At 62.4% G+C, this 24,315-nt stretch carries 20 protein-coding genes; 3 read left to right on the top strand and 17 right to left on the bottom strand.

Annotated features, from left to right (window positions below):
- Positions 1-86: 86 nt before the first annotated feature.
- Positions 87-584, top strand: a complete 498-nt coding sequence (locus tag AC2FAN_RS09225) for an MbcA/ParS/Xre antitoxin family protein (RefSeq protein ID WP_485173482.1) — start codon at positions 87-89, stop codon at positions 582-584.
- 143 nt (positions 585-727) lie between these two features.
- Here the strand turns inward: AC2FAN_RS09225 and AC2FAN_RS09220 are convergent, their stop codons facing one another.
- The 5 genes from AC2FAN_RS09220 to AC2FAN_RS09200 form a co-directional block, all read right to left on the bottom strand.
- Positions 728-2,386, bottom strand: a complete 1,659-nt coding sequence (locus AC2FAN_RS09220; protein ID WP_485173481.1) for an MFS transporter — start codon at positions 2,384-2,386, stop codon at positions 728-730.
- A 96-nt stretch (positions 2,387-2,482) separates the two neighbouring features.
- Positions 2,483-3,673: an acetyl-CoA C-acyltransferase gene (locus tag AC2FAN_RS09215; protein WP_485173748.1), complete on the bottom strand. Its 1,191-nt coding sequence runs from the start codon at positions 3,671-3,673 to the stop codon at positions 2,483-2,485.
- A gap of 28 nt (positions 3,674-3,701) precedes the next feature.
- Entirely contained in the window at positions 3,702-4,472 is a 771-nt protein-coding gene (locus AC2FAN_RS09210) for a 3-hydroxyacyl-CoA dehydrogenase (protein WP_485173480.1), read from the bottom strand.
- A 28-nt stretch (positions 4,473-4,500) separates the two neighbouring features.
- Positions 4,501-5,241 carry a nitroreductase gene (locus AC2FAN_RS09205; protein WP_485173479.1) on the bottom strand — a complete coding sequence of 247 codons (741 nt, stop codon included), beginning with the start codon at positions 5,239-5,241 and terminating at the stop codon, positions 4,501-4,503.
- Between the two features lie 6 nt (positions 5,242-5,247).
- Positions 5,248-6,909 (bottom strand): AMP-binding protein, encoded by a 1,662-nt coding sequence (locus AC2FAN_RS09200; protein ID WP_485173478.1) that lies wholly within the window; start codon positions 6,907-6,909, stop codon positions 5,248-5,250.
- Positions 6,910-7,201: 292 nt separating this feature from the next.
- On the opposite strand from AC2FAN_RS09200, the gene AC2FAN_RS09195 reads away from it, so the two are divergent.
- Complete coding sequence (locus AC2FAN_RS09195; RefSeq protein ID WP_485173477.1) at positions 7,202-7,939, top strand: TetR/AcrR family transcriptional regulator; 738 nt, start codon at positions 7,202-7,204, stop codon at positions 7,937-7,939.
- Here the strand turns inward: AC2FAN_RS09195 and AC2FAN_RS09190 are convergent.
- From AC2FAN_RS09190 to AC2FAN_RS09180, 3 genes are all read right to left on the bottom strand, one after another.
- On the bottom strand, positions 7,923-8,300 hold the full coding sequence (locus AC2FAN_RS09190) for a helix-turn-helix domain-containing protein (protein ID WP_485173476.1): 378 nt from the start codon (positions 8,298-8,300) through the stop codon (positions 7,923-7,925). The two genes, AC2FAN_RS09195 and AC2FAN_RS09190, sit on opposite strands and share 17 nt — an antisense overlap.
- 81 nt (positions 8,301-8,381) lie before the next feature.
- Positions 8,382-10,382, bottom strand: a complete 2,001-nt coding sequence (locus tag AC2FAN_RS09185; RefSeq protein ID WP_485173475.1) for an acetyl-CoA carboxylase biotin carboxylase subunit — start codon at positions 10,380-10,382, stop codon at positions 8,382-8,384.
- Between the two features lie 273 nt (positions 10,383-10,655).
- Complete coding sequence (locus AC2FAN_RS09180; RefSeq protein ID WP_485173474.1) at positions 10,656-12,185, bottom strand: acyl-CoA carboxylase subunit beta; 1,530 nt, start codon at positions 12,183-12,185, stop codon at positions 10,656-10,658.
- A gap of 117 nt (positions 12,186-12,302) precedes the next feature.
- Here AC2FAN_RS09180 and AC2FAN_RS09175 point away from each other — a divergent pair, with 117 nt between their 5' ends.
- Positions 12,303-13,745, top strand: coding sequence for a helix-turn-helix domain-containing protein (locus tag AC2FAN_RS09175; protein WP_485173473.1), 1,443 nt, complete (start codon positions 12,303-12,305; stop codon positions 13,743-13,745).
- Positions 13,746-14,031: 286 nt separating this feature from the next.
- Here the strand turns inward: AC2FAN_RS09175 and AC2FAN_RS09170 are convergent, their stop codons facing one another.
- From AC2FAN_RS09170 to AC2FAN_RS09130, 9 genes are all read right to left on the bottom strand, one after another.
- Positions 14,032-15,708, bottom strand: coding sequence for a TRAP transporter large permease (locus AC2FAN_RS09170; RefSeq protein WP_485173746.1), 1,677 nt, complete (start codon positions 15,706-15,708; stop codon positions 14,032-14,034).
- A gap of 158 nt (positions 15,709-15,866) precedes the next feature.
- Positions 15,867-16,466: a TRAP transporter small permease subunit gene (locus AC2FAN_RS09165; protein ID WP_485173472.1), complete on the bottom strand. Its 600-nt coding sequence runs from the start codon at positions 16,464-16,466 to the stop codon at positions 15,867-15,869.
- Between the two features lie 82 nt (positions 16,467-16,548).
- Complete coding sequence (locus tag AC2FAN_RS09160) at positions 16,549-17,481, bottom strand: alpha/beta fold hydrolase (RefSeq protein ID WP_485173471.1); 933 nt, start codon at positions 17,479-17,481, stop codon at positions 16,549-16,551.
- Between the two features lie 62 nt (positions 17,482-17,543).
- The gene (locus AC2FAN_RS09155; protein ID WP_485173470.1) at positions 17,544-18,422 is read right to left on the bottom strand and encodes an HpcH/HpaI aldolase/citrate lyase family protein; all 879 of its coding nucleotides are present in this window, start codon (positions 18,420-18,422) and stop codon (positions 17,544-17,546) included.
- Positions 18,423-18,581: 159 nt separating this feature from the next.
- On the bottom strand, positions 18,582-19,379 hold the full coding sequence (locus AC2FAN_RS09150) for an SDR family NAD(P)-dependent oxidoreductase (protein WP_485173469.1): 798 nt from the start codon (positions 19,377-19,379) through the stop codon (positions 18,582-18,584).
- Positions 19,380-19,425: 46 nt separating this feature from the next.
- Positions 19,426-20,178 carry an SDR family NAD(P)-dependent oxidoreductase gene (locus tag AC2FAN_RS09145; RefSeq protein ID WP_485173468.1) on the bottom strand — a complete coding sequence of 251 codons (753 nt, stop codon included), beginning with the start codon at positions 20,176-20,178 and terminating at the stop codon, positions 19,426-19,428.
- Positions 20,179-20,253: 75 nt separating this feature from the next.
- A complete protein-coding gene (locus AC2FAN_RS09140) occupies positions 20,254-21,891 on the bottom strand; it encodes an acyl-CoA synthetase (protein ID WP_485173467.1) in 1,638 nt (545 codons plus the stop codon).
- The gene (locus AC2FAN_RS09135) at positions 21,888-23,057 is read right to left on the bottom strand and encodes an acetyl-CoA acetyltransferase (RefSeq protein WP_485173744.1); all 1,170 of its coding nucleotides are present in this window, start codon (positions 23,055-23,057) and stop codon (positions 21,888-21,890) included. Before AC2FAN_RS09135 ends, AC2FAN_RS09140 begins: the two co-directional genes overlap by 4 nt.
- A gap of 125 nt (positions 23,058-23,182) precedes the next feature.
- Positions 23,183-24,271, bottom strand: a complete 1,089-nt coding sequence (locus tag AC2FAN_RS09130) for a TRAP transporter substrate-binding protein (RefSeq protein WP_485173466.1) — start codon at positions 24,269-24,271, stop codon at positions 23,183-23,185.
- Between the last annotated feature and the right edge of the window lie 44 nt (positions 24,272-24,315).

Genomic DNA, 24,315 nt, shown 5'->3' with positions numbered 1-24,315 from the left:
TAACCGCACAGGCGCAGGCAATCACCGACGAAGAATGCGAAGACGCGCCGGCGCGGGTCGCCTCGACCATTCATTCGGCGCGGGCCTTGATCGAATACGCCGGACCGGTTGCGATCGACATCTTGTCGCTTGTCGGCTCGCATGCAACTTTATGCCAAACCAGAGCTGAAAATATGCTCACTGAGATACCGCGCACTGCCGCTCACCCGGAAATTCCGCACATAACTGCGGAGGAGGCATCTGCTGCGGCGCGCGCCGTCGTCACGTTGTTTGAGAAGTGGGAGCTTCCGGATACGGATGCGCGCGAGATCCTGGGGGGCTTATCACCTCGAAGATATGCTCGCTGGAAGGCCGGAGATCACGGTCGCATCAACAGGGACCTGGCAACGCGGCTCTCGTTGCTAATGGGCATCCATAAGGCGCTACGGACCCTCTTCACCAAAGCCGAACGCGGCTACGCTTGGGTCAGGCGGCCGAACGACGCCTTCGGCGGACGCGCGCCTGTTGAGATTATGGCTGAAGGAAGCATCTTTTCCCTGGCCCGAGTCCGTTCGTATCTCGATGCGGAGCGAGGAGCCTGGTGACCGAACGGACGCCGATTGCGCGGAAGAGTCGGCCTAAGCCGTACCGGGTGTTCCCCATCGACCTGTTCGGTGACATCGCCGATCCGAGTGGGGGCGCGCGCGTTCGCTCTGGCTAACGCGCGCGCTCGAAGACAATGACTTCGCTACGCGCGGGACAGATCGACCTTATAGGTCTCGCGTGCGAAAATCAGGCTAAGCACAAAGCATGCTGCCGCAATACCGGCCGGATAATACAGACCGGAGTAAATGTTGCCCGTGGCCGCCACAATTGTGAAGGCGGTCGCCGGCAAGAACCCGCCGAACCAAGCCGCACTCATATGATACGGAAACGACATCGCAGTGTAGCGGATCCGCGAGGGAAACATCTCCATCAGCGAGGTCGTCGTCGGCGCAAACGTCATTGCGCCAAATGTCAGCAGGAGCGAGAGCAGCAGGACGATTACCGGTGCGTTGATATCTCCGGCAGCGGCATTACCGAGAGGATATAGTTTTTCGGTCAGCGTCGTTGCCAGTTCCTTGTCGAAACGCGCCTTCTGTGCGGCGGCGTCGGAGGCATCGCCCAGATAGCCAATGATGGTTTTGTCACCGACCCGGACCTGAGCAACGCCTGCATCGCCCGATTTGACGGTCGAGTAGTTCAGTCCCAGCTTCGCCAGGGAGTCGCTCACCACGTCGCACGACGAAGTAAACTTCGACGTTCCCAGCGGATTGAACTGGAGCGAGCAGTCGTTGCTATTGGCTACGATCGAGATCGGGTGATTCTGCTGCGCGCGCTCCAGCGCCGGATTCCCGAAGTGGGTGAGGCCCTGAAAAATCGGGACCGTAAGCGCTGCCGCTAGCAGGTAACCCGCCAGGTAGACGGGCTTTCGGCCAAAACGATCCGAAAGGCTTCCGAAGACGACGTATAGCGGGACTGTGATCACCGTCGCGACGATCAACAAGGTGTTGGCGGTCAGCGCTTCGATTCGAAGGACTTTGGTCAGGAAGAACAGGGAATAGAACTGTCCCGTATACCAAATTACGGCCTGGGCTGGCAGGATGCACAGCGCGCCGATGATGATGTAACGCGCGTTTTTCCAGCTGCCGAAGGCCTCGGCGAGAGGCGCCTTGGATGCCTTGCCTTCGGCCTTCATGCGCTTGAACTCAGGAGACTCGTCCAGCTTCAGCCGGATCCACAAGGAAACGCCGAGGAGTGCGATCGAGACCAAGAAGGGAACGCGCCAGCCCCAGTTGGTGAAGGCGTCGGCACCGATCGACAGTCGCAGAGGGATGATAACGGCGACGGCGAGCAAGAAGCCCAGCGCAGCCGTCAGAATGACGTAAGCCGTCCAGGCGGCGCGCCTCCCCGACGGCGCGTGCTCGGCCACGTAGATCATGGCACCGCCGAACTCACCGCCAAGCGCCAGGCCCTGCAACATGCGCATCGAGATGAACAGGATGGGCGCTGCCATGCCCATCGTGGCATAGGCTGGGAGAAGGCCGATGACAAAGGTCGAAAGACCCATCAGCAGGATTGTGATGAGGAAGGTGTATTTCCGACCCACCATGTCGCCAAGGCGGCCGAAAACAAGAGCTCCGAACGGGCGCAGCATGAAGCCCGCGGCAAAGCCGAGTAGCGTGAAAATGAACCCTGCGGTCGGGTTGACGCCAGAGAAGAACGCTTTCGCGATCTCGGAAGCCAGGAGACCGATCAGAAAGAAATCATAGAACTCAAACACCGTTCCAAGAGACGCGGCGACGATAACTCGCCTATCTCTCGCAGATATGTTTTGATTTTCCGCTACTGCTTCCAGTGTAGTCACGCGATTTCCTCCCAGAATTAAGGTGTGTGACGCCAATTCCTGTATGACGCTCTTTGATTTTGCTTTTCGCCTACCGCTTCCGCGGCCTTGCGGCCCCTAATGGCAAATCTCGATGGCGATCGCCGTAGCTTCGCCGCCGCCGATGCAGACCGAGGCGATGCCGCGGGTCAGCTTCGCCTGCTGCAGGGCAGATAGAAGGGTGACTATGATCCGTGCGCCGGAAGCGCCGATAGGATGTCCAAGAGCACAGGCGCCGCCGTTGACGTTCACGCGCTCCGCCTGCAATCCGAGCTCGCGCATGGCGGCCATTGGCACGACCGCGAAAGCCTCATTGATCTCGAAAAGGTCGACGTCGTCGATGCGCCAACCGACTTTCTCCATGAGAGTGCGTGTGGCCTGTACTGGCGCGGTCGGGAAGCGATTGGGTGCGTCGCCATGGGTCGCATGTCCTGCGATCGCGGCCAGCGGCGTAAGTCCGCGCCTTTCCGCCTCGGACCGACGTATGAGGACCAATGCTGCCGCGCCGTCCGAAATCGAGGAGGAATTGGCAGCAGTGACGGTGCCCCCGGGTCGAAATGCCGGGCGCAATGTGGGAATCTTCTCGATGCGAGCCTTCCCAGGCTGTTCGTCGACCGAGACGACCTGCGGGCCAGCCTGCTTCTGCGCCACGGTGATCGGGGCGATTTCAGCGGCGAAGCGGCCCTCGTTTATCGCCGATTGGGCGCGCGACAGCGATCGGATCGCATATTCATCCTGAAGCTCGCGGCTGAACTGAAACTCTTCGGCGCACTGCTCGGCGAAGACGCCCATCAGACTGCCCTTCTCATAGGCGTCTTCGAGGCCATCCATGAACATGTGATCGACGACCCGTCCGTGCCCCATGCGATAGCCGGAGCGCGCGCGATCGAGCAGATAGGGAGCATTGCTCATGCTCTCCATCCCACCGGCGACGGCGACGTCTACGCTTCCCGCCACCAGCAGGTCGGTCGCCAGCATGGCTGCCTTCATGCCGGACCCGCACATCTTGTTCACCGTCGTCGCGCCTGCGCCGACCGGGATGCTTGCCCCTATGGCGGCTTGGCGAGCGGGGGCCTGACCTTGCCCAGCTGTCAGCACACAGCCGAAGATCGTCTCTTGGACGCAATCTGGCCCGAGCCCGGATCGGGTGACAGCGGCGGCAATGGCATGCGCGCCGAGTTCGGCTGCACTAACGTTACTGAGGCAGCCCTGGAAGGCGCCCATCGGCGTCCTGGCGGCACCGACGATGACGATCGGATCTTTGGACATCGAACCCGCTTTCGCTTGGAGGGACGGACTACCGAGGTGCCATGCGCAGTGCTCCGTCGAGGCGGATGACCTCGCCGTTGAGCATTGGGTTTTCACAGATGTGCGCGACCAGGGCTGCGTATTCGCTCGGCCAGCCAAGACGTTTGGGAAACGGTACGGTTGCTCCCAGCGCAGCCTGGACCGGTTCCGGCATCGCGGCCATCATCGGCGTCTGGAAGATGCCGGGGGCGATCGTCACCACCCTGATTCCGAATTGCGCGAGCTCTCGGGCCGCTGGAAGCGTAAGCGCTGCCACCGCTCCCTTCGAGGCGGCATAGGCGGCCTGTCCGATCTGCCCATCGAACGCAGCGATGGACGCGGTGTTGATGATGACTCCGCGCTCTCCGTCAGCCCCGGCCGGCTCATTCTTCGCTATCGCCTCTGCGGCGAGGCGCAGCATATTGAAGGTGCCGACGACGTTGATCTCGACCGCCCGAGCGAAACTCTCCAGGCGATGAGGACCACTCTTCGAGAGGATCCGCTCTCCCGGCGCGACGCCGGCGCAATTCACAAGCCCATTCAGCCGTCCGAACCTCGCCAGCGTTTCGCTCACCGCATTGGTGGCGTCTTCAATTTTCGTGACGTCGGTGCGGACGAACTTCGCGTTGGCTCCAAGGTCTCTTGCTACGGCCTCGCCAGGCTCGGCGTTTACATCAACCGCAACGACCTGAGCGCCTCTGGCAACAAGCGCGCGCGCCAACGTCTCTCCGAGACCGGAGCTCGCGCCGGTTACGAGAAAAACGGCACCATCAATGGTCATGATAAAGCCTCCTGGAGAGCTGGTGCCGTCACTCGTGGAACCGGGTGAACTGGGCGAGATGGACGCGCTCGCTGATCAGGGAGTTCTCGGGAGCGCTCGGATCGGCCTTGCCGATGGCCATTCCGGACAGCACGACATGGGTGTCGGGAATGCCGAGCTGCTCGTGGACAACACGCCCGTACTCACACCAGGCTTGCTGCGGGCACGTCTCCAGGCCGAATGCGCGGGCCAGCACCATGACGTTCTGCATGAACATGCCGCAGTCGAGCCACGAGCCGTGGAGCAGGCTCTTCTCCATGGTGAAGAACAGGCCCATGGGAGCGCCGAAGAACTCGAAGTTCCGGAGCATCGCCCGCTTCCGGCTCTCGTAATCGGTGCGCTCGATGCCGTAGAGACGATACAGGGCGTATCCGACCTCTCGGCGACGCGAGAGATAGGGTTCCGGTAGCGGCACAGGTGCGTAAGCATACTCGTCGGATCGATCGCCAGCTTCGGCGGCTGCGATCACCGCGCGTGACAGGCGATCGCGAGTCTCGCCAACGACGACATGCACGTGCCAGGGTTGGAAATTGGTTCCCGAAGGCGCTCTGGCCGCGGCAGCCAAGATCCTGGCGATGGTCTCCTGAGAAACGGGCTCAGGAAGAAACCGACGAATCGATCGACGTCCTTCGACGGCCTCGAGGACTGACAGCCGGGTCTCGCACGGCTCCGCTGGGTGAGGTGTGTCCGTCTCCGGTTGCGAAAGAACGGCAAGTCGGTTTTCCAGCACCCCCGTTCACTCCGCGGCAGTGGCTAGTTGAGCTCGGCGTTCCTGCCGCAGGACGAAGCGTTGGATTTTGCCGCTCGCCGTCTTTGGAAGCGTATCGACGTAGTGAATGGCTCGCGGATATGCATGCGCCGCGTACTTCACCTTGACCCAGCTCTGGATATTCTTGGTCAGCTCAGGGGATGGCGTCTCGCCGCTCTTGAGGACAACATAGGCCTCTAGGACCTCCCCACGCGTCGGATCCGGCACAGCAACGACGGCGCATTCGGTCACCGCCGGATGGGTCACGATGACAGACTCGATTTCGAAGGGCCCGATGCGATAGCCGGCCATAATGATCACGTCGTCGTCGCGCGACGAAAAGAAGTAGTACCCGTCCTCGTCTCGCCGACCGGCATCACCGGTCAGGTACCAGCGCCCATTTCCGGCGAACTTTTCGGCGCTCTTCTTGGGGTCGTTCAGATAGCCGCTGAACCAGGCGAGGGGACTGTCCTTCAGCTCGATTGCGACGCGGCCGAGTTCGCCGATCTCGGCGGGCTCGTCATCACGCTCCTTCAAGACGAGAGCGGACCAACCGGGCAAAGGTATGCCCATCGATCCGGGCTTGAGGTCGCAGGTGAGATCGGGATGGTGATGGTTGTTGAGCAGCATGCCCGCCTCGGTCTGACCGAAGTGGTCATGGACGGGTACGCCCAAGACGCCGCTGGCCCATTCATTGACCTCAGGGGTAAGGGGCTCGCCGGCGCTGGAAGCGCAACGCAGCTGGGTGATCGACGGTACGCTGCCGGTGTAAGCGCGAAGCGATCGATAGACCGTCGGCGCCGCCGTGAAGTTCGTGACACCGAACTTGGCCAGCACTCCGAAGGTGGTGGCGGGGTCGAAATTTGCCTGCAACAGCAGGCTGGGCACTCCGGTCGTGAACGACCCGAGGATGCCGAAATACAGCCCATAGGCCCAACCAGGATCTGCAGCGCACCAGTAGAGATCGTCGCTTGTGAGCCCTAGCCCGTATTCGGCGTATACTTGAAAACCGGCCAGGGCCCTGGCTGGCACGGCGACGCCCTTGGGCGTGCCTGTCGTGCCTGAAGTGAAGATCTGGACGATCGGAGCATCACCACCCAGAGCTGCCGCTTTGAAACCCGGGCGTGAGGCTTCGAGAACCTGCGAGAACTGAAGCGCCCCCTCGGGGATGGTTTCCACCGGCGCTGTCGAAATGATCTTCCACGGAGATGGAAAGGGAATATCCTCACCGGGCGACAGCTTCGCCTGCTGCGACTCGTCGCAAACCACGAATTTTGCTTCACTGCCCTTGAGCCTGAACGCGATAGCCGGCGGGGCGAAGGCGGTGAAAATCGGTACGTGAACGGCGCCGAGCCTCCAGATTCCCATGAGCGTGACGAGGTATTCGACACTCTTGCCCATCAGCGTCGCCACGCGATCCCCGGGCCGGACACCAAGGTCGTGGAGTGAGGCGGCGAACTGCTCGGAGCGCCGGCGCAAATCCCCGTAAGTCAAATCGAAAGACGTGAGATCGCCCGAGATGACCTTGTACGCGATAGCGTCGCTCGGCCTGCTGTCACAAAGCTGCGCCGCCACGCTCAAATCAGGCGCGCTGTAAAGCTCGACGAGTTCCTTCACGCGCACGAGCGCTGACGCGTAATTGACTGCCATCTCGGACACTCCCGGTGATCTTCATTTTGTTGAAGCGCCCAATCGACGGAGCTTGGGCGATCGCGCGCGTCGGCAGCCTCCCGACCGGGAAGCCCCATCCTGACGTCGATTCAACCCGATGAATTGATAATCATGATTCTCTCCCAAATTCACGGCGTCCTGCCGTATGCCGCATTTTTGCGGTCTTTATGTTCTCTCGATTGAAGATAAGTAGAATCTCAATTCTACTTTTGTCAAGCGCCTACCTTGCTTGTCGCCACCCAAGATCGCTTTTTTGCCGAGAGGTTGGCTTATGCAGGAAACTGCCGATAGAAACGCGGGTGTAGCGGCTCCTGAGGGCAGGGACTTCGATGCTGAACCGAACGACGACTTCGGGATGAGTCTTCCGAACCAGGCCGGACGAAAACGCCGGAGCGGGCCAGCCGCCAACGAGAAGCGCCTCGCCATCCTGCGTGCCGCTCGCGAGCTCGTGACCAGGGTGGGCTTCAGAGAATCCCAGATGAATGCGGTGGCCGAGGAGGCTGGCGTCGCCCTCGCGACGCTCTATCGAAACTTTTCGTCGAAGGCCGAGCTCATGGTCGAGGTCGTCGGCATCGTGTCCCAACGCGAGGTGGACGCCGCAGCCGGAATGACCGTGAGCGATGGATCAGCTGCCGAGCGTCTTTGGGCCGCGGCGTGGATCTTCGCGAGCCGCGCGCTGAGGGGGTACCGTCTCGCGCATGCCTTGGTGGCGGAGCCCGTTGAACCAGAGATCGAAACTGCGCGTCTAACCTATCGCCGCAAGCTGGCGCGCGTCTTCGAGACGGTGATTGACCAGGGCATTCGGGCAGAGGAGTTTCCCGCGCAAGATGCTCAGGCATCGGCAGCATGCATCGTAGGATCGCTTTTCGAAGGCCTGGTCGGCCCTTTGGCGCTCGATGGCAGCCGAACTGATGCCGACCGCGAAGCCCACGCGAAATCCATCGTTGCATTCTGTCTTCGTGGCGTTGGCCATTCCGGCACGTTGCCCGAGGTCAGGGGCCAAGTTTGAAGCTTAGGAAACCGGGGCGCGAGCGCATCTCAGCCGATTGCCCCGTCGTACCGCGCATTCGCTCGCGATAGATCGCGTACTGGACTGCCGCCTGCGTGCGGGAGCGCAATCCTAATCGTCTCAGAATTTCCTGCTGCTGCGCTTTGATGGTCGCTTCGGAGGAACCTCGGAGCCAGGCGATTTCCTTGTTGAGATAACCTCGCGCTGTCAGCGACAGGATATCGCGATGTGCTTTGCTCAAGCTCGACAGGCGTTCAGCAAAGCCGGCTTCAAGATAATCGGCGTGCAGATCCGAGTTGAATTCCGCGGTGTCACCATTGATCGGCCGACCGGAGGCACCCCAAGTTGCGGCACAGGGCATTCTACGAACTTCCGCAAGCGGAACCCTCAGAATTCGAACAAGATGCACGCCCGTGGGCTTCTCGCGAGGATTCCATGCGCCTCACACGAATTCCATGATCACGGCATCGACGGCGAGCGAGTCGCCCTCCTTCGCCAGGATCTTGGCGATGGTGACATCCTTCTCGGCGCGCAGCACGTTTTCCATCTTCATCGCCTCGACCATGGCCAGCGGCTCGCCGGCCTTGACCTCCTGCCCGACCGCGACAGCGATCGACTTGACCAGGCCCGGCATCGGGCAGAGCAGGAACTTGCCGGTATCGGCCGCCTCCTTCTCGGGCATCAGCGCAGCGAGCTCCGCCTCGCGCTGCGTATAGACATGCGCGTTGGCATAGGCGCCGGCATGGCCGAGCGCGACGCCGTTCAGGATCGGCCGGACCTGCGCCGCGACCTTCACCCCGTCGAGCGTGCCGTGCCAGACCGGCTCGCCCGGGACCCAGTCGCTGACCACGCTGACGCTGCGGCCCGGGAAGGCGATGAGCACCGCCCCGCCCTGTTCGGTCACCTCTCCCTCGAAACGCTCCGCGCCGAGCTGGACGATGCGCTGCCGATCGAAGGAGACCCTGCGCCAGCCCTCCATCTGCGCCGAAACATGGCGCTTGCGCTGGTTGAGCTTGTGGTCGCAGGCGATCGCGATCGCCGCCATGCGCTGTGCGGTTTCCCCCTGCGGCGCCGGCAGCGAGAAGCCCTCAGGGAACTCCTCGGCGATGAAGCCGGTCGAGAGATTGCCGGCGATCCAGCGCGGATGCTGCATCACCGCCGCGACGAAGGGGATATTGTGGCGGATGCCGTCGATGGCGAAGGCATCGAGCGCACGCGCCTGCGCCTTGATCGCCGCCTCGCGCGTCGGGGCATGGGTCACGAGCTTCGCGATCATCGGGTCGTAGTAGATCGAGATCTCGCCGCCCTCGAAGACGCCCGTATCGTTGCGCACCATCGCCTCGCCGTCCGGCCCCTCGCTCGGCGGCCGATAGGTCACAAGCCGCCCGGTCGAGGGCAGAAAATTGCGGGTCGGGTCCTCGGCATAGACGCGGCTCTCGACCGCCCAGCCGTCTAGCTTCACCTCCGCCTGCGTGATCGCAAGCTTCTCGCCATAGGCCACCCGGATCATCTGCTCAACGAGGTCGATGCCGGTGATCATCTCGGTCACCGGGTGCTCGACCTGCAGGCGGGTGTTCATCTCCAGGAAGTAGAACGACTTGTCCTGCCCGGCGACGAATTCGACCGTGCCGGCCGAGTCGTAGTTCACGGCCTTGGCCAGCGCGACGGCCTGCTCGCCCATCTTCTTGCGGGTGGCTTCGTCGAGCAGCGGCGACGGCGCCTCCTCCAGAACCTTCTGGTTGCGGCGCTGGATCGAGCATTCGCGCTCGCCGAGATAGATGACGTTGCCGTGCTTGTCGCCGAGAACCTGGATCTCGATATGGCGGGGATCGACGATGAACTTCTCGACGAAGACGCGATCGTCTCCGAAGGAGGACGCGGCTTCCGACTTGGCGCGGGCGAAACCTTCAGCTACTTCGCCCGAAGAATGGGCGATGCGCATGCCCTTGCCGCCACCACCGGCCGAGGCCTTGATCATCACGGGATAGCCGATCTCGTCGGCGATGGTCACCGCATGCTCGGGGCTCTCGATGATGCCGAGGAAGCCGGGAACGGTCGAGACCTTGGCCGCGGCCGCGGCCTTCTTCGACTCGATCTTGTCGCCCATCGCGGCGATGGCGCCGGGATTGGGCCCGATGAAGACGATGCCGTTATCCTTGAGGGCCTGGGCGAAGGCCTCGCGCTCGGACAGGAAGCCGTAGCCGGGATGGACCGCTTCAGCCCCGGTGGCCTTGCAGGCATCGATGATCTTGTCGATCAGCAGGTAGGACTGGGCGGCGGGCGCGGCGCCGATATGAACGGCCTCGTCGGCCATCTCGACATGCAGCGCATCGCGATCCGCGTCGGAATAGACGGCGACCGTCTTAATGCCCATCCGCCGCGCCGTCTTGATGACACGGCAGGCGATCTCGCCGCGGTTCGCGATCAGGATCTTCGAGAACATGCGCTGGTCTTCTTCAACTGGGGAAATCAACAAGAGGTCTCACTCGGCTCGTCGCCATGCGGGGTCCGGGAGAGGTAGCGCGATCGGCTCATCTGACTCTCAGCCTCGGGATCCAAGCCGCTCGCGAGCCAGAGGAGCTCGGACACTTCATCGAGCATCTCTGCGGTCTGACGTGGGTCCGATGCTCGGTCGACCACCTCGATCAGCCTCTTCGCCAGGTTTTGGACATTCGCCTCAGGCATGGGGTGACGAGCGGTCATCGGCTGCCTCATCTCAGAGCGGGATGTTGTCGTGCTTGCGCCAGGGACGCTCGACGCTCTTGGTCCTGAGCATGGCGAGCGCGCGAGCGATGCGGCGCCGGGTCGAGTGCGGCATGATGACTTCGTCGATATAGCCGCGCTCGGCCGCGACGAAGGGCGACATGAAGCGGTCCTCGTATTCCTTGGTCTGGCGCGCGATGGTCTCCGCATCGCCGCCGCGGAAGATGATCTCGACCGCGCCCTTGGCGCCCATCACCGCGATCTGCGCCGTCGGCCAGGCATAGTTCACGTCGGCGCCAATATGCTTGGAGGCCATCACGTCATAGGCGCCGCCGAAGGCCTTGCGCGTGATGATCGTGACCAGCGGTACGGTGCATTCCGAATAGGCGAAGAGCAGCTTGGCGCCGTGCTTGATCAGGCCGCCATATTCCTGCGCCGTGCCGGGCAGGAAGCCGGGAACGTCGACGAGCGAGACGATCGGGATCTCGAAAGCGTCGCAATAGCGCACGAAGCGGGCGGCCTTGCGCGAGGCGTCGGAGTCGAGCACGCCGGCCAGAACCATCGGCTGGTTGGCGACGATGCCGACCGTGCGGCCCTCGATGCGGCCGAAGCCGGTAACGATATTGCCGGCGTAAGCCTGCTGGATCTCGAAGAAGTCGCCCTCGTCGACCGTCTTCAGGATCAGTTCCTTGATGTCGTAGGGCTTGTTCGGATTGTCGGGCACGAGCGTGTCGAGGCTCATGTCGACGCGATCCGGTACGTCGAAGGACGGCCATTCCGGCACGCCCGCCGTGTTATTGGCGGGAAGGAAATCGAGCAGGCGGCGCACCTGCAGCAGCGCCTCGACATCGTTCTCGAAGGAGCCGTCGGCGACCGAGGATTTAGAGGTATGGACCTTGGCGCCGCCGAGCTCCTCGGAGGTCACGGTCTCGTTGGTGACGGTCTTCACCACCTCCGGGCCGGTGACGAACATGTAGCTGGTGTCGCGGACCATGAAGATGAAGTCGGTCATCGCCGGGGAATAGACGTCGCCACCGGCGCAGGGACCCATGATCACCGAGATCTGCGGGATGACGCCGGAAGCCTGCACGTTCCGCTTGAAGACCTCGCCGTAGCCGCCCAGCGCCGCGACGCCCTCCTGGATGCGGGCGCCGCCGGCATCGAACAGGCCGACGATCGGCGCGCGCATCTTCAGCGCCATGTCCTGGATCTTGGTGATCTTCTGGGCGTGGGTCTCGGAGAGCGAGCCGCCGAAGACGGTGAAGTCCTTGGAGAAGACGAAGACGGTGCGGCCGTTGACCGTGCCCCAGCCGGTGACGACGCCGTCGCCAGGGATCTTCTCGGCCTTGTCCATGCCGAAATCGACGGCACGGTGCTGCACGAACATGTCGAACTCCTCGAAGGAGTCCTTGTCGAGCAGCAATTCGATGCGCTCGCGCGCCGTCAGCTTGCCGCGCTTGTGCTGCGCCTCGATGCGCCGCTCGCCGCCGCCCTTGCGGGCGCCCTCGCGGCGCGATTCGAGCTGTTCGAGGATAGTGCGCATGGAACGGGCCCGCCGCGGCGAATTCAGGGTCACAGGCTCCATAGGCCAATGCGTCTTTTCGATCTCCAAAATTGGTGTCAAACTGCTAAAAAGCTAATCGGGCAAATTTAGCAGAACATGCGAAGAAAGTTATTTGCAGGTCCCGTCGTCAGGCGTCTTCGGGAGGAGTTTGGCTGGGCTCAAGGCGAAGTTGCCAAGAAGCTGGGCATATCGGCGGGCTATCTCAACCAGATTGAGCACGGGCAGCGGCCGCTGAGCGCTGCAGTGCTCATCGAACTCGCGCGCGTTTTCAAAGTCGACGTCTCGACGTTCTCGGAGAACGACGAGCATCGTCTCTTGGTCGACCTCCGTGATGCAGTGGCTGAGCCAATCCTCGCTCCCATTCCCATAGGCCAGACCGAGCTCAAGGCGACGATCCAATACGCTCCGGGTATCGCGCGGGCCGTCGTGCATTTGCAGGCGGCCTACCGTGCGATCGAAGACAAGTATCAGGCTCTCGATGGCACGCTTCTCTCGTCCGAGCAGGAAAAGCCGGGCGCGAGCCTGTCATTTCCCTATGACGAGGTCCGCGATTTCTTCCATCGCATCGGAAACTATGTCGACCCTCTTGATCTACAGGGAGAACGCCTGCGCGCCGAGCTGCGGGCGGATCCCGCGCTCCTGAGTGAAGCGCTCATTGAACGCCTGGCAAATCGCCACAACCTCAGCGTCGGGTTCGACCGCAATCTTTCAGGCGAGCGAGCGCTCCGCCGAGTGGATCGCTCGTCCAGGACCATAACGATTGACGGTTACGCAGAACGCTCCAGTCAAACCTTTGCGCTCGCTCATCAACTCGCGATTTTGGAGGCGGACGACAAGATCGCGGATGTCGTCAGGCAGGCAGCCTTCCGCAGCCCCGACGCCAACGCCGTGTGTGAAATCGCGCTGGCCAATTATTTCGCCGGGGCCGTTCTTCTTCCATACGGGGACTTTCTGGCAGCGGCCCGCACACACCGGCACGATCTCAGCGTGCTGACCCAGCTATTTGGAGCCAGTCTCGAACAGGTCGGCCATCGGCTATCGACCCTTCAGCGTCCGCAAGCGCAAGGAATCCCATTCTACTTTCTGCGTGTGGACCGGGCAGGCAACATCACGAAGCGGCACAGTGCGACGCGGCTTCGCTTCGCCCGATACGGGGGAGCCTGCCCGCTTTGGAATGTGCACGAGGCATTCGAAGCACCTGATCGGATTTCCGTCCAGATTGCGGAAATGCCAGAGGGAGTTCGTTATCTGTCTCTGGCCCAAGCCATCACCAAGGCCGGAATAGGCCATTCGGCTCCAAGACGACGCTACGCCATCGGGCTGGGCTGCGAGCTTCGGGATGCTGACCAGGTCGTCTACGCGGACGATTTGGATACGACGAACCCCAAACAGATCGCTCTGATCGGCACTAGCTGTCGCCTCTGCGAGCGCGACAACTGCACGCAGCGAGCATTTCCGCCGGCGGGAAGGTCGATCCGCGTCGACCACGACAATAGGTTTGTCGTGCCCTACAGTTTGCGGGCCCAGCGAAGCGAGTAGAGAGAAGACCGCCGCCCGGCTGCTTAGAAATGCCATATCCGAGAACTCAGACGATTCGGACGTACGGCCCTGCTTTCGCAGGTGCCGCCCACGCCGCCGTTCGTTCAGAAGGCTCGACTCGTTCTGCTTGGCCAAGCGCATGCGGAGCATCTGGCGGTTCGAGCCTAAACTCTAGCGACCCAAACCTTAGTGAACATCGAAGCCCGCCAAGGCCGCTGCCCGTGTCAGGAACACTCCCGCCGCGGCGCCGCGCGCCGCCAGCCACTTCATCCTGAAGATCGTCCCCTTACGGCTTGGGCGGCGCACCGATCGAGGGCGGCGCATTGAAGTCGAGGCCGCCCGGCAATCCGCCCGGCCCGCCAAGGCCTGGGATCTGGATCGAGTCGAACTGCTTGTCGATCGCCTTCTGGTCGAGCTGCACGGCCGAGGCCTTGTAGTGCATCACCATGCTCGGGAAGATCACGACGAGCGCGACCATGATGCACTGGATCACCACGAAGGGCACCGCACCCCAGTAGATCTGGCCGGTGGTGACCGGTTCCATCATCCGGCCGGTGACCTTGTCCCGGTAGGCGTTCTTCGGCGCGACCGAGCGCAGGAAGAACAGCGCGAAGCCGAAGGGCGGATGCATGAAGGAGGTCTGCATGTTCACGCCGAGGATGACGCCGAACCAGATCAGGTCGATGCCGAGCTTCTCCGCGGCGGGACCGAGCAGCGGCACGATGATGAAGGCCAGCTCGAAAAAGTCGAGGAAGAAGGCGAGCAGGAAGACCATCACGTTGACGACGATCAAGAAGCCCGTCGCGCCGCCGGGCAGGCCGACCAGCAGATGCTCGACCCAGAGATGGCCGTTGACGCCGTAGAAGGTCAGCGAGAACACGCGCGCGCCGACCAGGATGAAGAGCACGAAGGCCGAGAGCTTGGCGGTCGATTCCGTCGCCTGCCGGAGCAGTTCGAAGGTCATGCGCTTCTTGCCATAGGCGAGCAGGATCGCGCCGGCGGCGCCCATCGCGCCGCCTTCCGTCGGCGTGGCGACGCCGATGAAGATCGTGCCGAGGACCAGGAAGATCAGCGCTAGCGGCGGCACCATCACGAAGATGACCTGCTCCGTCATTCGCGAGAGCAGATTCAGGCGCAGGAGCTTGTTGAGCAACGCGATGACGAAGGCGATCGCCACCATCAGCGACATCGTCAGCACCACGAAATCCGCCCCGGCCTTCAGCGTGGTGAAGAGCTTCATATAGGCATAGGCCAGCGCCAGCGAGATCACTGAAACGACGAGCAGCGAAAGGCGCCGCGTCTGGCCGTCGGCGTCACGCAGGGTCTGCGCCTCCGGAGGCAGGCCGGGCGCGCGGTTGGGGTAGACCATGGTGACGAGAAAGACATAGCCTGCATACATCGCCGAGAGGACGAGGCCGGGAATGAAAGCGCCCTCGTACATGTCGCCAACCGAACGGCCGAGTTGGTCGGCGAGCACGATCAGGACAAGCGAGGGCGGGATGATCTGCGCGAGCGTGCCGGACGCCGCGATGACGCCGGAGGCGAGGCGCCGATCATAGCCGTAGCGCAGCATGATCGGCAGCGAGATCAGGCCCATCGAGATCACCGAGGCCGCGACGACGCCGGTGGTCGCGGCGAGCAGGGCGCCGACGAAGATCACCGCATAGGCGAGGCCGCCGCGGATCGGCCCGAAGAGCTGGCCGATGGTGTCGAGCAGGTCCTCCGCCATGCCGGAGCGTTCGAGAATCAGGCCCATGAAGGTGAAGAACGGCACGGCCAGCAGCACGTCGTTGTTCATCGTGCCGTAGATGCGCTCAGGCAGGGCCTGCAGGAAGTTTTCCTGGAACAGGCCGAGCTCGATGCCGATCAGCGCGAAGAGCAGGCCGTTGGCGGCCAGCGCGAAGGCGACGGGATAGCCGAGCAGCAGGAAGACGACGAGCGCGGCGAACATCACCGGCGCCATGTTGACGCGCAGGAAATCGCCGACACCGCCGCCCGCCGCGAGAGCGTCGCCGGTATGAAGGCCGAAGAAGGCGACGACGGTGAGCGCGAGCAGCAGGCCGGCGACGCGCGGAAGGCGATGAGCGTGCATGGGACGGTTCCGGACTTCTTGCGGGCCGCTCACGAGGCGAGGCCCTGTTCCTTGGCTTGGTCGAGCAGGCGCTGGGCTTCCGCCTCGGCCGCCGCGGCATGGCCGAGAGCCATCTCGGCATCTTCCAAGTCGCCGCGCATGATCGCGATCATCTTGATGATCTCGGAGATGCCCTGGAAGGTCAGCATCACGAAGCCGACCACGACGAGCCCCTTGGCCGGCCATTGCGGCAGGCCGCCAGCCGAGAGCGATTGCTCGTTGATGGCGTAGGACCGCCAGAAGAACGGCCAGGAATGGTAGACGATCAGCAGGCAGAACGGCATCAGGAAGAGCAGGTGGCCGAGCAGCTCGATCCACTGGCGGGCGCGCTGCGGCAGCATGCTGTTCACGATGTCGATGCGGATGTGCTCCTTCACCTGCATCGTCCAGGAGGCGCACATCAGGAAGACGGCGCCGAAGAGCATCCACTGCAGCTCTAGCCAGGCGTTCGACGAAACGTTGAAGAGCTTCCGGATGATGGCGTTGACGGTTGCCACGATGACCGCGAACAGGATCAGCCAGGCAGTCTTCCTGCCGATGAAGCCGTTTAGCGAGTCGATGACCCTGGCGACTTTCAAGAACGTATTCATGGTTCCTCCCAAAGGATCCACACCCGACCGGATTCTCTTGATCCAAGTTATTTGGAGCCGGCGGATGGTCCGGCCCTCGTAGTCATGCTTGGGCGTTGACTGCCCCGCGTTCAGGGCAGCCAAAGAACCGCTCCAGCTCTTTCAGCACTTCCGCGGGGGACTCCTCGCAGAGGAAATGACCGCCCGGAATCGCAACGCCCTGAAGCTGCCCGGCAAAGCGACGCCAGGCGTCGAGGGGGCTCGAACCGCGGCTGGGAATGCCATTGTCGGCCCAAACCGCCAGAACGGGGCAGGCAATGGTGCGGCCCTCGTTCAGATCCGCGAGGTCGTGATCCACATCAGTGGATGCACCCGCGCGGTAATCCTCACAGGCCGCTAGGATCTGTTGTGCTTTGGAAAAGCTCGCTCGGTAGTGCGCAAGCGCCCTGGGGTCGAAAGCCGAGAGATCTTTCGAGGCGGTCCAACTCGCCAAGGTCCATTCGAGAAAGGCCTGTGGGTCGTTGCCGATCATCCGTTCTGGAAACGGGTGCGGTTGGGCCAGGAAAGTCCAGTGATACACCAGAAGCGCCGTGGCGCGGTCAATTCCGTCCCACATCGAGAGCGTAGGCACGATGTCAAGCGCCGCGAACTGAACGACGCTAGCCGGGTAATCCAGGGCGAGGCGATACGCCACGCGAGCTCCGCGATCATGCGCGGCGATAAAGAACTTCTCATGGCCCAGACCGTCCATGAGCGATTTCATTGCATCGGCCATCGCCCGCTTCGAGTATGGCCAGTGGTCCTCTCTGGGCGGCGGAGCCGCGCTCCTCCCATAGCCCGGCAAATCCGGGATGACGACGCGATAGGATTGGGCCAAGGCCGGCGCCAGCCGGTGCCACATCTCACCCGTCTGCGGAAAGCCATGGAGGAGTAGCAGAGCAGGTCCGCATCCGCCTGCGCGCACAAAAAGTGGACCCGCGAGCGTATCGAAGGTCGATGTCTCAAATCCAGGAAAAAGATCGACAAGGGCGTTCATAGTCACACCAACCGGTAGTTCCTGAGGTTTCTCAAAGGATCGCAGCGCAGCGAGCTCGGTTCTCAGCCGAGCAGTTCCTGATGTCGCTGGATCAGCCGCTTGGCCGCTCGATAGGTCGGTACCTCGACCATGAGGCCGTCGACCTCGGCGCGATCGAGACCGCGGCCACGGGCTATTTCAAAAGCGCTGACCAGTGCGCGGGCCTGCGAGACCTCCTTACCGGAGGGCGTCAGCAGCCGGTTGATCGCCTCGACCTGATCGGTATTCACGACGCTCTTGGCCTTGTAGCCGAGCGAGCGCGCATAGGAGATATCGGCCTCGAGGTGGGAGGGATTGCTGTAGGTATAGGGGCAATCGATCGCCACCACCCCTGCTGCTACACACTCGACCAAAAAGCGAGAGCGGACATAAGAGAGCTCGCGCCCCTCCGGCGTTCTCTCGCCACCCAGATCGGCAACCATATCTTCCGTCGCCAACAAGAGGCCGGTGACTCGGGCTGAAGCAGCCGCGATCTCGCCAGTTCTGACCAGCGCTCTCGCCGTTTCGATGTTGGGCACGATTTCGGTCGATCCGATCGGAATGCCGACTTGCTGCTCGTGGCGAGTAATCTCGCGATCCAATGCACGAACCTGGTCGACGGACTCGACCATGGCCATCATCACCACATCGGGTCGACCCGGCATGATCGCTTCAAGGTCGATCATGCCGCAGTCCTCGATCGGATTGATGCGAACCGCCGACACACGCGATGAACTCCGCCATTGCTGCAGCGTGGCCGGAGCCAGAGCTCGCGCCTCTGGCCGCCGCTCAGGCGGCGTAAAGTCCTCCAACTCCTGGATCAGAACGTCTGCGTCGGATGCCGGCGCCTGGTCGAGCTTTCCGCGCTCGGATCCAGGAACGAAGAGCCAAGATCGCCGATTGTGTGGCGCGCGTTTCCTCATCTTTGCGGTTCCTTCTGGCTGCCACCGGCAGTGGTGCGGTCACCCGAGAAGTGCCAGTTCGGGATCAATGATATTGAGGGCGTGCGAACTCGTGAGGAACACTGCACCTCTCGATTCTGAACAGCCGTGGACATAGGCCGCGTGGTCTCTCCGACGGGGTCATGCGCATCGCACCGTCAGACCGCCGTCGACGACGAGTTGAAGTCCGTTTACGTACCGGGCTTCGTCGGAAGCCAGAAAGAGCGCGGCATAAGCGGTGTCCCAGGCGTCGCCCATTTTCCCTGTCGGAGAGACGCTGTCGCGCTTCGCAATCATCTCGTCGATATCTCCCCCGTAGCTCTCAACGAGGGGCGCCTTGATCATGGGAGTGTTCATCAGCCCCGGCAAAACGCAGTTCGCGCGGATCCCACGGCCGGCATATTGGATCGCGATGTTCTGAGTGAGGGCGATGACGCCCGCCTTGGAAGCCGAATAGGCCGCATAGGGAAAGCCAATCCACCGAATTCCCGCGATCGAAGCGATATTCACGATGCTTCCACCGCCCTGGCGCAGCATTTGGGGAATGGCGTATTTGCAGGTCAGGAAAACGCTTGTCTGGTTGACCGCGATGACGCGGTTCCAGCTCTCTTCACTGGCCTCCACGGGACCACCTGTTTCAGCAATGCCAACATTATTGTGAAGCGTGTCGATCCCACCAAAGGCTTCTACGCAGCGCTCGATCATCGCCTCGCATTGCTTGCCGTCGGCGACGTCGGCGGCAAAAGCGATACAGGTACCGCCTTCCCCCTCGATGATGTCCTGGGTTTGCCGGGCCGCCTCGATCGAGCGATCAACCGCAAAGACCCGCGCCCCTTCACGGGCATAGAGAACGGCGGCGGCCTTGCCGTTGCCCCACCCTTCCCCGCTCGACCCCGCTCCCGTCACCAAGACACGCTTGCCCCTCATACGCTCAGACATCGCTCACCTTCGCAAATAACCATTCCTCCGACACTGCCGGCAGTGCCTAGCTGTCGAGTGCCGTCATCCCGGCGCCGGCATACCCGCCGTCGACGGCGATGGCCTGGCCCGTCAGGTAAGCCGATTGGTTCTGATCGATCAGGAAGGCCACGAGCGAGGCGATCTCCTCCGGCGTCCCGTAACGACGCATCGGAACATGGCGGGTCCAGTGTTCGCGCGTTGCCGCATCGTGCATGTTCGCCACCATCGGCGTCTCGACGGGGCCGGGGCAAACGGCATTCACCCGGATATTCTGCTTGGCGAGATCAACGGCTAGCGCCTGCGCCAGGTTGATGACGGCGGCCTTTGACGAGCCATAGGCCGCCCTTCCCTTGGAGCCGCGCAAACCGGAAACCGAGGCGATCGCGACGATCGAGCCACCGCCGGCTTCAACCATGATACGGGCCGCCGCACGGGCGGTGATGAACGTCCCTAGGACGTTGATCGCGTGGATCCGCTGGAACAACTCGACGGACGTTTCGAGCGCCGGCACGTCAGCACCGATGCCCGCTGAAGCGATCGCCCCGATCAAACGCGCGCCAACCGCGGCATCTCTCAGCCAGGCTTCTGTGGCCGCTTCATCGGTCACGTCGACGACCGTGAATGAGGCCTGCTCTCCCAAAAGCGCTTCCGCGGCCGCCAGCGCTTTGGGATCTCGATCGGCAATGGCGACCTTCCAACCCTTAGCAATCGCCGACTGCGCGGCGGCAAAGCCAATCCCGGACGCTCCGCCCGTGATAGCAACAATGCTGCGATCCATGTTGTCCTCTAACCTTGCAGCTCGCCATCGAGTCCCGCAACGCAACCGCGCGCGCGGCGAAAACCGTTCGGCAGGTCAAACTTTTTCGAGAAGCGGTTCGTTCGCAGGCTCGCCGGCAGCCTCGCGTGCCTTGAGTTCCTCAAGGACCATTTTCTTGGTGATTTTGCCGTAGGCGGATTTGGGCAACGCGTCCCAGAAAACGACCCGCTTGGGCGTCTTGTATTTGGCGATGCGGCCGTCGAGAAATTCCAGGAGATCGCGCTCGCTTGGATCTGTCCCCGGCTTGGCGACACAGACGGCGACGCCCACCTCGCCCCATGTGCGATCCGGGACACCGACGATCGCAACCTCGACCATATCGGGATGCTGAAGGATCTGCTCCTCGATCTCCCGCGGATACACGTTGGAGCCGCCGGAGATGTACATGTCGGAGGCGCGGCCGGTGATATAGAGAAACCCGCGCTCGTCGACGTGTCCGAGATCGCCGGTGCGAAACCAGCCGTTCCTGAACGATTTCGCATTGGCCTCGGGGTTGTTGTAGTACCCCGCGAACACAGCCAGGCCGCAGACACAGATTTCGCCGGTCTCGCCGGCAGCCACCTCGTTGCCCTGGTCGTCCTGGATTTGGACCTGCATGCCCGTGCGTTCATAGCCGCAGGTGCCGATCCGGGTCGCCCCTGCGTCGTCCGGCTCGTGCAACTCCGGTGGCAGTACCGTGATATTTCCCGTCACCTCTCCGAGGCCAAAATACTGCACCAGCACGGGGCCGAGTTTGGCGAGAGCCCGTTTCTGGTCTTCGCGGTACATGGGCGCGCCGGCGTAGATCACATGCCGCAGCGAGGAACGATCGAAATTGTCCACCGAAGGGTGCTCGACCAACATCTTCAGGATGGTAGGGACGGTGAACATGTTGCTCACGCGCCATTGCTCGACGAGCCGCCATGCCTCTTCAACATCGAATTTTTCGGTTGGCAGCAGGACCGTCTTCACCGCTCGTACGGTCTGCACGAGCTGATGGATACCCGCGCCATGGGACAGAGGCGCGACGACGAGCGAAGCGTCGTGATGGGTCGTGCTAGGCATGAGGTCGCACAAATGGTTCGTAACCACGAAACCCATCTGGCCGTGCGTCAACACAGCGGCCTTCGGACGACCCGTCGTGCCGGACGTAAAGAAGAACCAGCATGGATCGTCGTGCTCGACGCTCGTAAGCGAAGTGCCCGCGCTCGCGTGCTCCACCACCAGGGCGTCGTAGTCTTCGCCGAAAGGAGCGCCGCCAATCGAGATCACATGCTGGATTGCTGGGGCCTGGGCTCTCGCCGCAATCACGTGCTCTGGAAAGTCCGAGTGACAGATCATCACGGACGCGCCCGACGCTTGAGCGAGATAGGCAACTTCCGCCGGCGTCTGCCTATAGTTGGTCGGGACCCAGACGGCGCCGGTATGGAAACACGCGAACATCGATTCGAAGAGCTGCTGGCAGTTCTTCGACTGAACCAGAACGCGGTCGCCCTTGGAGACACCTCTGGCCAGTAGCGCCCCGGCCATCGCCTGAACGCGGGCATAGAGAACAGACCAAGTCGTCCGGCTTTCTCCCTGGACGAAGCCGATCTCATCGGGATACCGGCGGGCGGCCTGAGCGAGAAAATTCGCGAGATTCATGACCCGTTTGCTGCAGGGAGCGACGCCACCATGCGGAGTCAGCGAACTCATTTCAGGCGCTCCAGCACGGAGACGTAGTTCGCCACAGCCGCACCACCCATGTTGAAGACGGCGGCCGTCTCTGCGTTCTGGATTTGCATGCCGCCTGCCTCGCCGAGGAGCTGCATCGAGCACAGCACGTGCATCGATACGCCTGTTGCGCCAACAGGATGTCCCTTCGCCTTGAGGCCTCCGGACGCATTGACTGGCAAGCGCCCGTCCTTCTGTGCGATGCCTTCGCGGACGACTTTGAAGCCTTGGCCGGGCGCCGCCAGGCCCATGGCTTCGTATTCGATCAGTTCCGCGATCGTGAAGCAGTCATGCGTCTCGACGAGATCGAGGTCGAAGATCGACATTCTGGCATCAGACAGTGCCGCCGCCCAGGCGCGCCGCGCACCTTCAAAGGCCGTCGAATCGCGACGGGAGAGCGGCATGATGTCGTTGCGATGGGAACGAGCTCGGAACGCGATGGCGCGAGGAAGATCCCGCGCCACATCCTCGGATGCAATCACGAGCGCGGCCGCACCATCAGACACTAGAGAACAATCTGTGCGCCGCAGCGGCCCGGCCACCAACGGATTCTTCTCGGAAACGGTGTTGCAGAATTCGAACCCCAGATCCTTGCGCATCTGGGCGTACGGGTTTGCCACTCCGTTGCGGTGGTTTTTCGCCGCAATCATCGCGAGATCGGCCGATCGATCTCCGTAGCGCTGAAAATACGAGTTGGCGATGGTACCGAAGACGCCCGCGAAACCGCCCTCGATATCGGCTTCCTCTTTGCGGTAGGAGGCGTTCAGCAGGATGTCGCCGACCTCGGCCGTCGGCTTCGCCGTCATCTTCTCGACGCCAACGACCAGCGCGACCTTTCCTCGACCGGACTCGACGAAGTCCAATGCGTTGTAGATGGCTGCCGAGCCGGTCGCGCAGGCATTCTCAACACGGGTCGCTGGAACATAGGCCAGACGCTCGTCGATGACCCCGACCAGGCCACCTTGAAAGTCCTGCTTCTGGAAGCCGGAGTTCATAACGCCGACATAGATGCCGTCCACCTGCTCAGCGGCGACCCCCGCATTCTCCAAAGCCGCGCCGGCGACGCGTGAGATCAAGGATTCTGTATCCGGATCCTCCAGTTTGCCGAAAGGCGAGTGCGAGTATCCGACGATGCAGGCGCGGGTCATGGCGGATTCTTTCCATTGCTCATTCTGCCCGGTCCTCAGCGAACCGGCCGACAGGCGCTCAAAATCCCCCACGCCTTATCGGCTAGGGGAGCCGTCCCGCCCGCACGGGCGAGACGGCCAAGTCGTCAAAGGCGATCGCGGAGCTGCAGCATGATGGTATCCTGGGGATACTCGGCGACCTGCCACCACAGGTACTGCTCCCTGCGATAGGCCACGTAGGAATCGAGGATCTTCTTGAAGCCCGGATTGGTCGCGGCGATCTCGGCATAGACTTCCTGGGAGGCGTTGAAGCTAGCTTCCAGCACGCTTCGCGGAAAAGCTCGCAGCTGCGTCCCCGCCGAGAGCAAGCGGCGGAGAGCAGCCGGATTTCCGTCGTCGTATTTGGACAGCATCCAGCTGCCGACTTCGGCCGAGGCCTGCTGGAGGACCTTCTGGTAGACGGGCGGCAGCTGCCGCCACTTGTCCAGATTGACGAGTAGCGAAAAATTCGTGCCGCAATCCCACCAGCCGGGGAAATGGTAGTATTTTGCGACGTTCTGGAACCCGAGCTTCTCGTCATCGATGGGGCTGGAGAATTCAGCGGCGTCGAGGGTTCCTCTTTCTAGAGCGGGATAGACATCGCCGGCGGCCAACTGCTGCGGAACTACTCCCAGTTTCGCCAGTATGCGACCACCCAAGCCAGAAATGCGGAACTTCAGGCCATTCATATCTGCAGGCGTCTTGATCTCCTTCCGGAACCAGCCCCCCATCTGCACGCCGGTGTTCCCCGCTGGCATCGAGTACAGGTTATGCCCGGCCAGAAAGTCGTTCACGAGCTCGTTTCCGCCGCCATGGGTCAGCCATGCTTGCGTCTGCCGCGGATTTAGGCCGAACGGCAGTACCGTCCCGAAAACAAAGGTCGGATCCTTGCCGACGCTATAGGACGTGAAGGTGTGGCCGAGCTCCACCGTGCCCGTCGACACCGCGTCAAGCGTTTGAAGACCTGGAACGATTTCGCCGGCTGAGAAAACCTGGATCTGAAAGCGGCCGTCGGTCGCTTCTGCGACGTTCTTGGCGATGCGCACAGAGCCGCCGTGAAGCGTCTCCAATGACTTCGGAACGGCTGTTGTCAGGCGCCACTTAATCTCAGGCATGGACTGGGCAAGGGCGGGTTTCGGGAAGGCCGCGGCAACGGCTCCGACCGCAGCCGTCTTCAGCAACGCGCGTCGTTTCATCTCATATCCTCCCAATCGCGTCGTCCGACGCGGTGCAGCGTGCC

The sequence above is a fragment of the Allobosea sp. RIT-PG3_2 genome (assembly GCF_057321085.1).
Note: the sequence above shows the minus strand (reverse complement) of the source record. Positions and strands in the feature narration are given on the sequence as shown.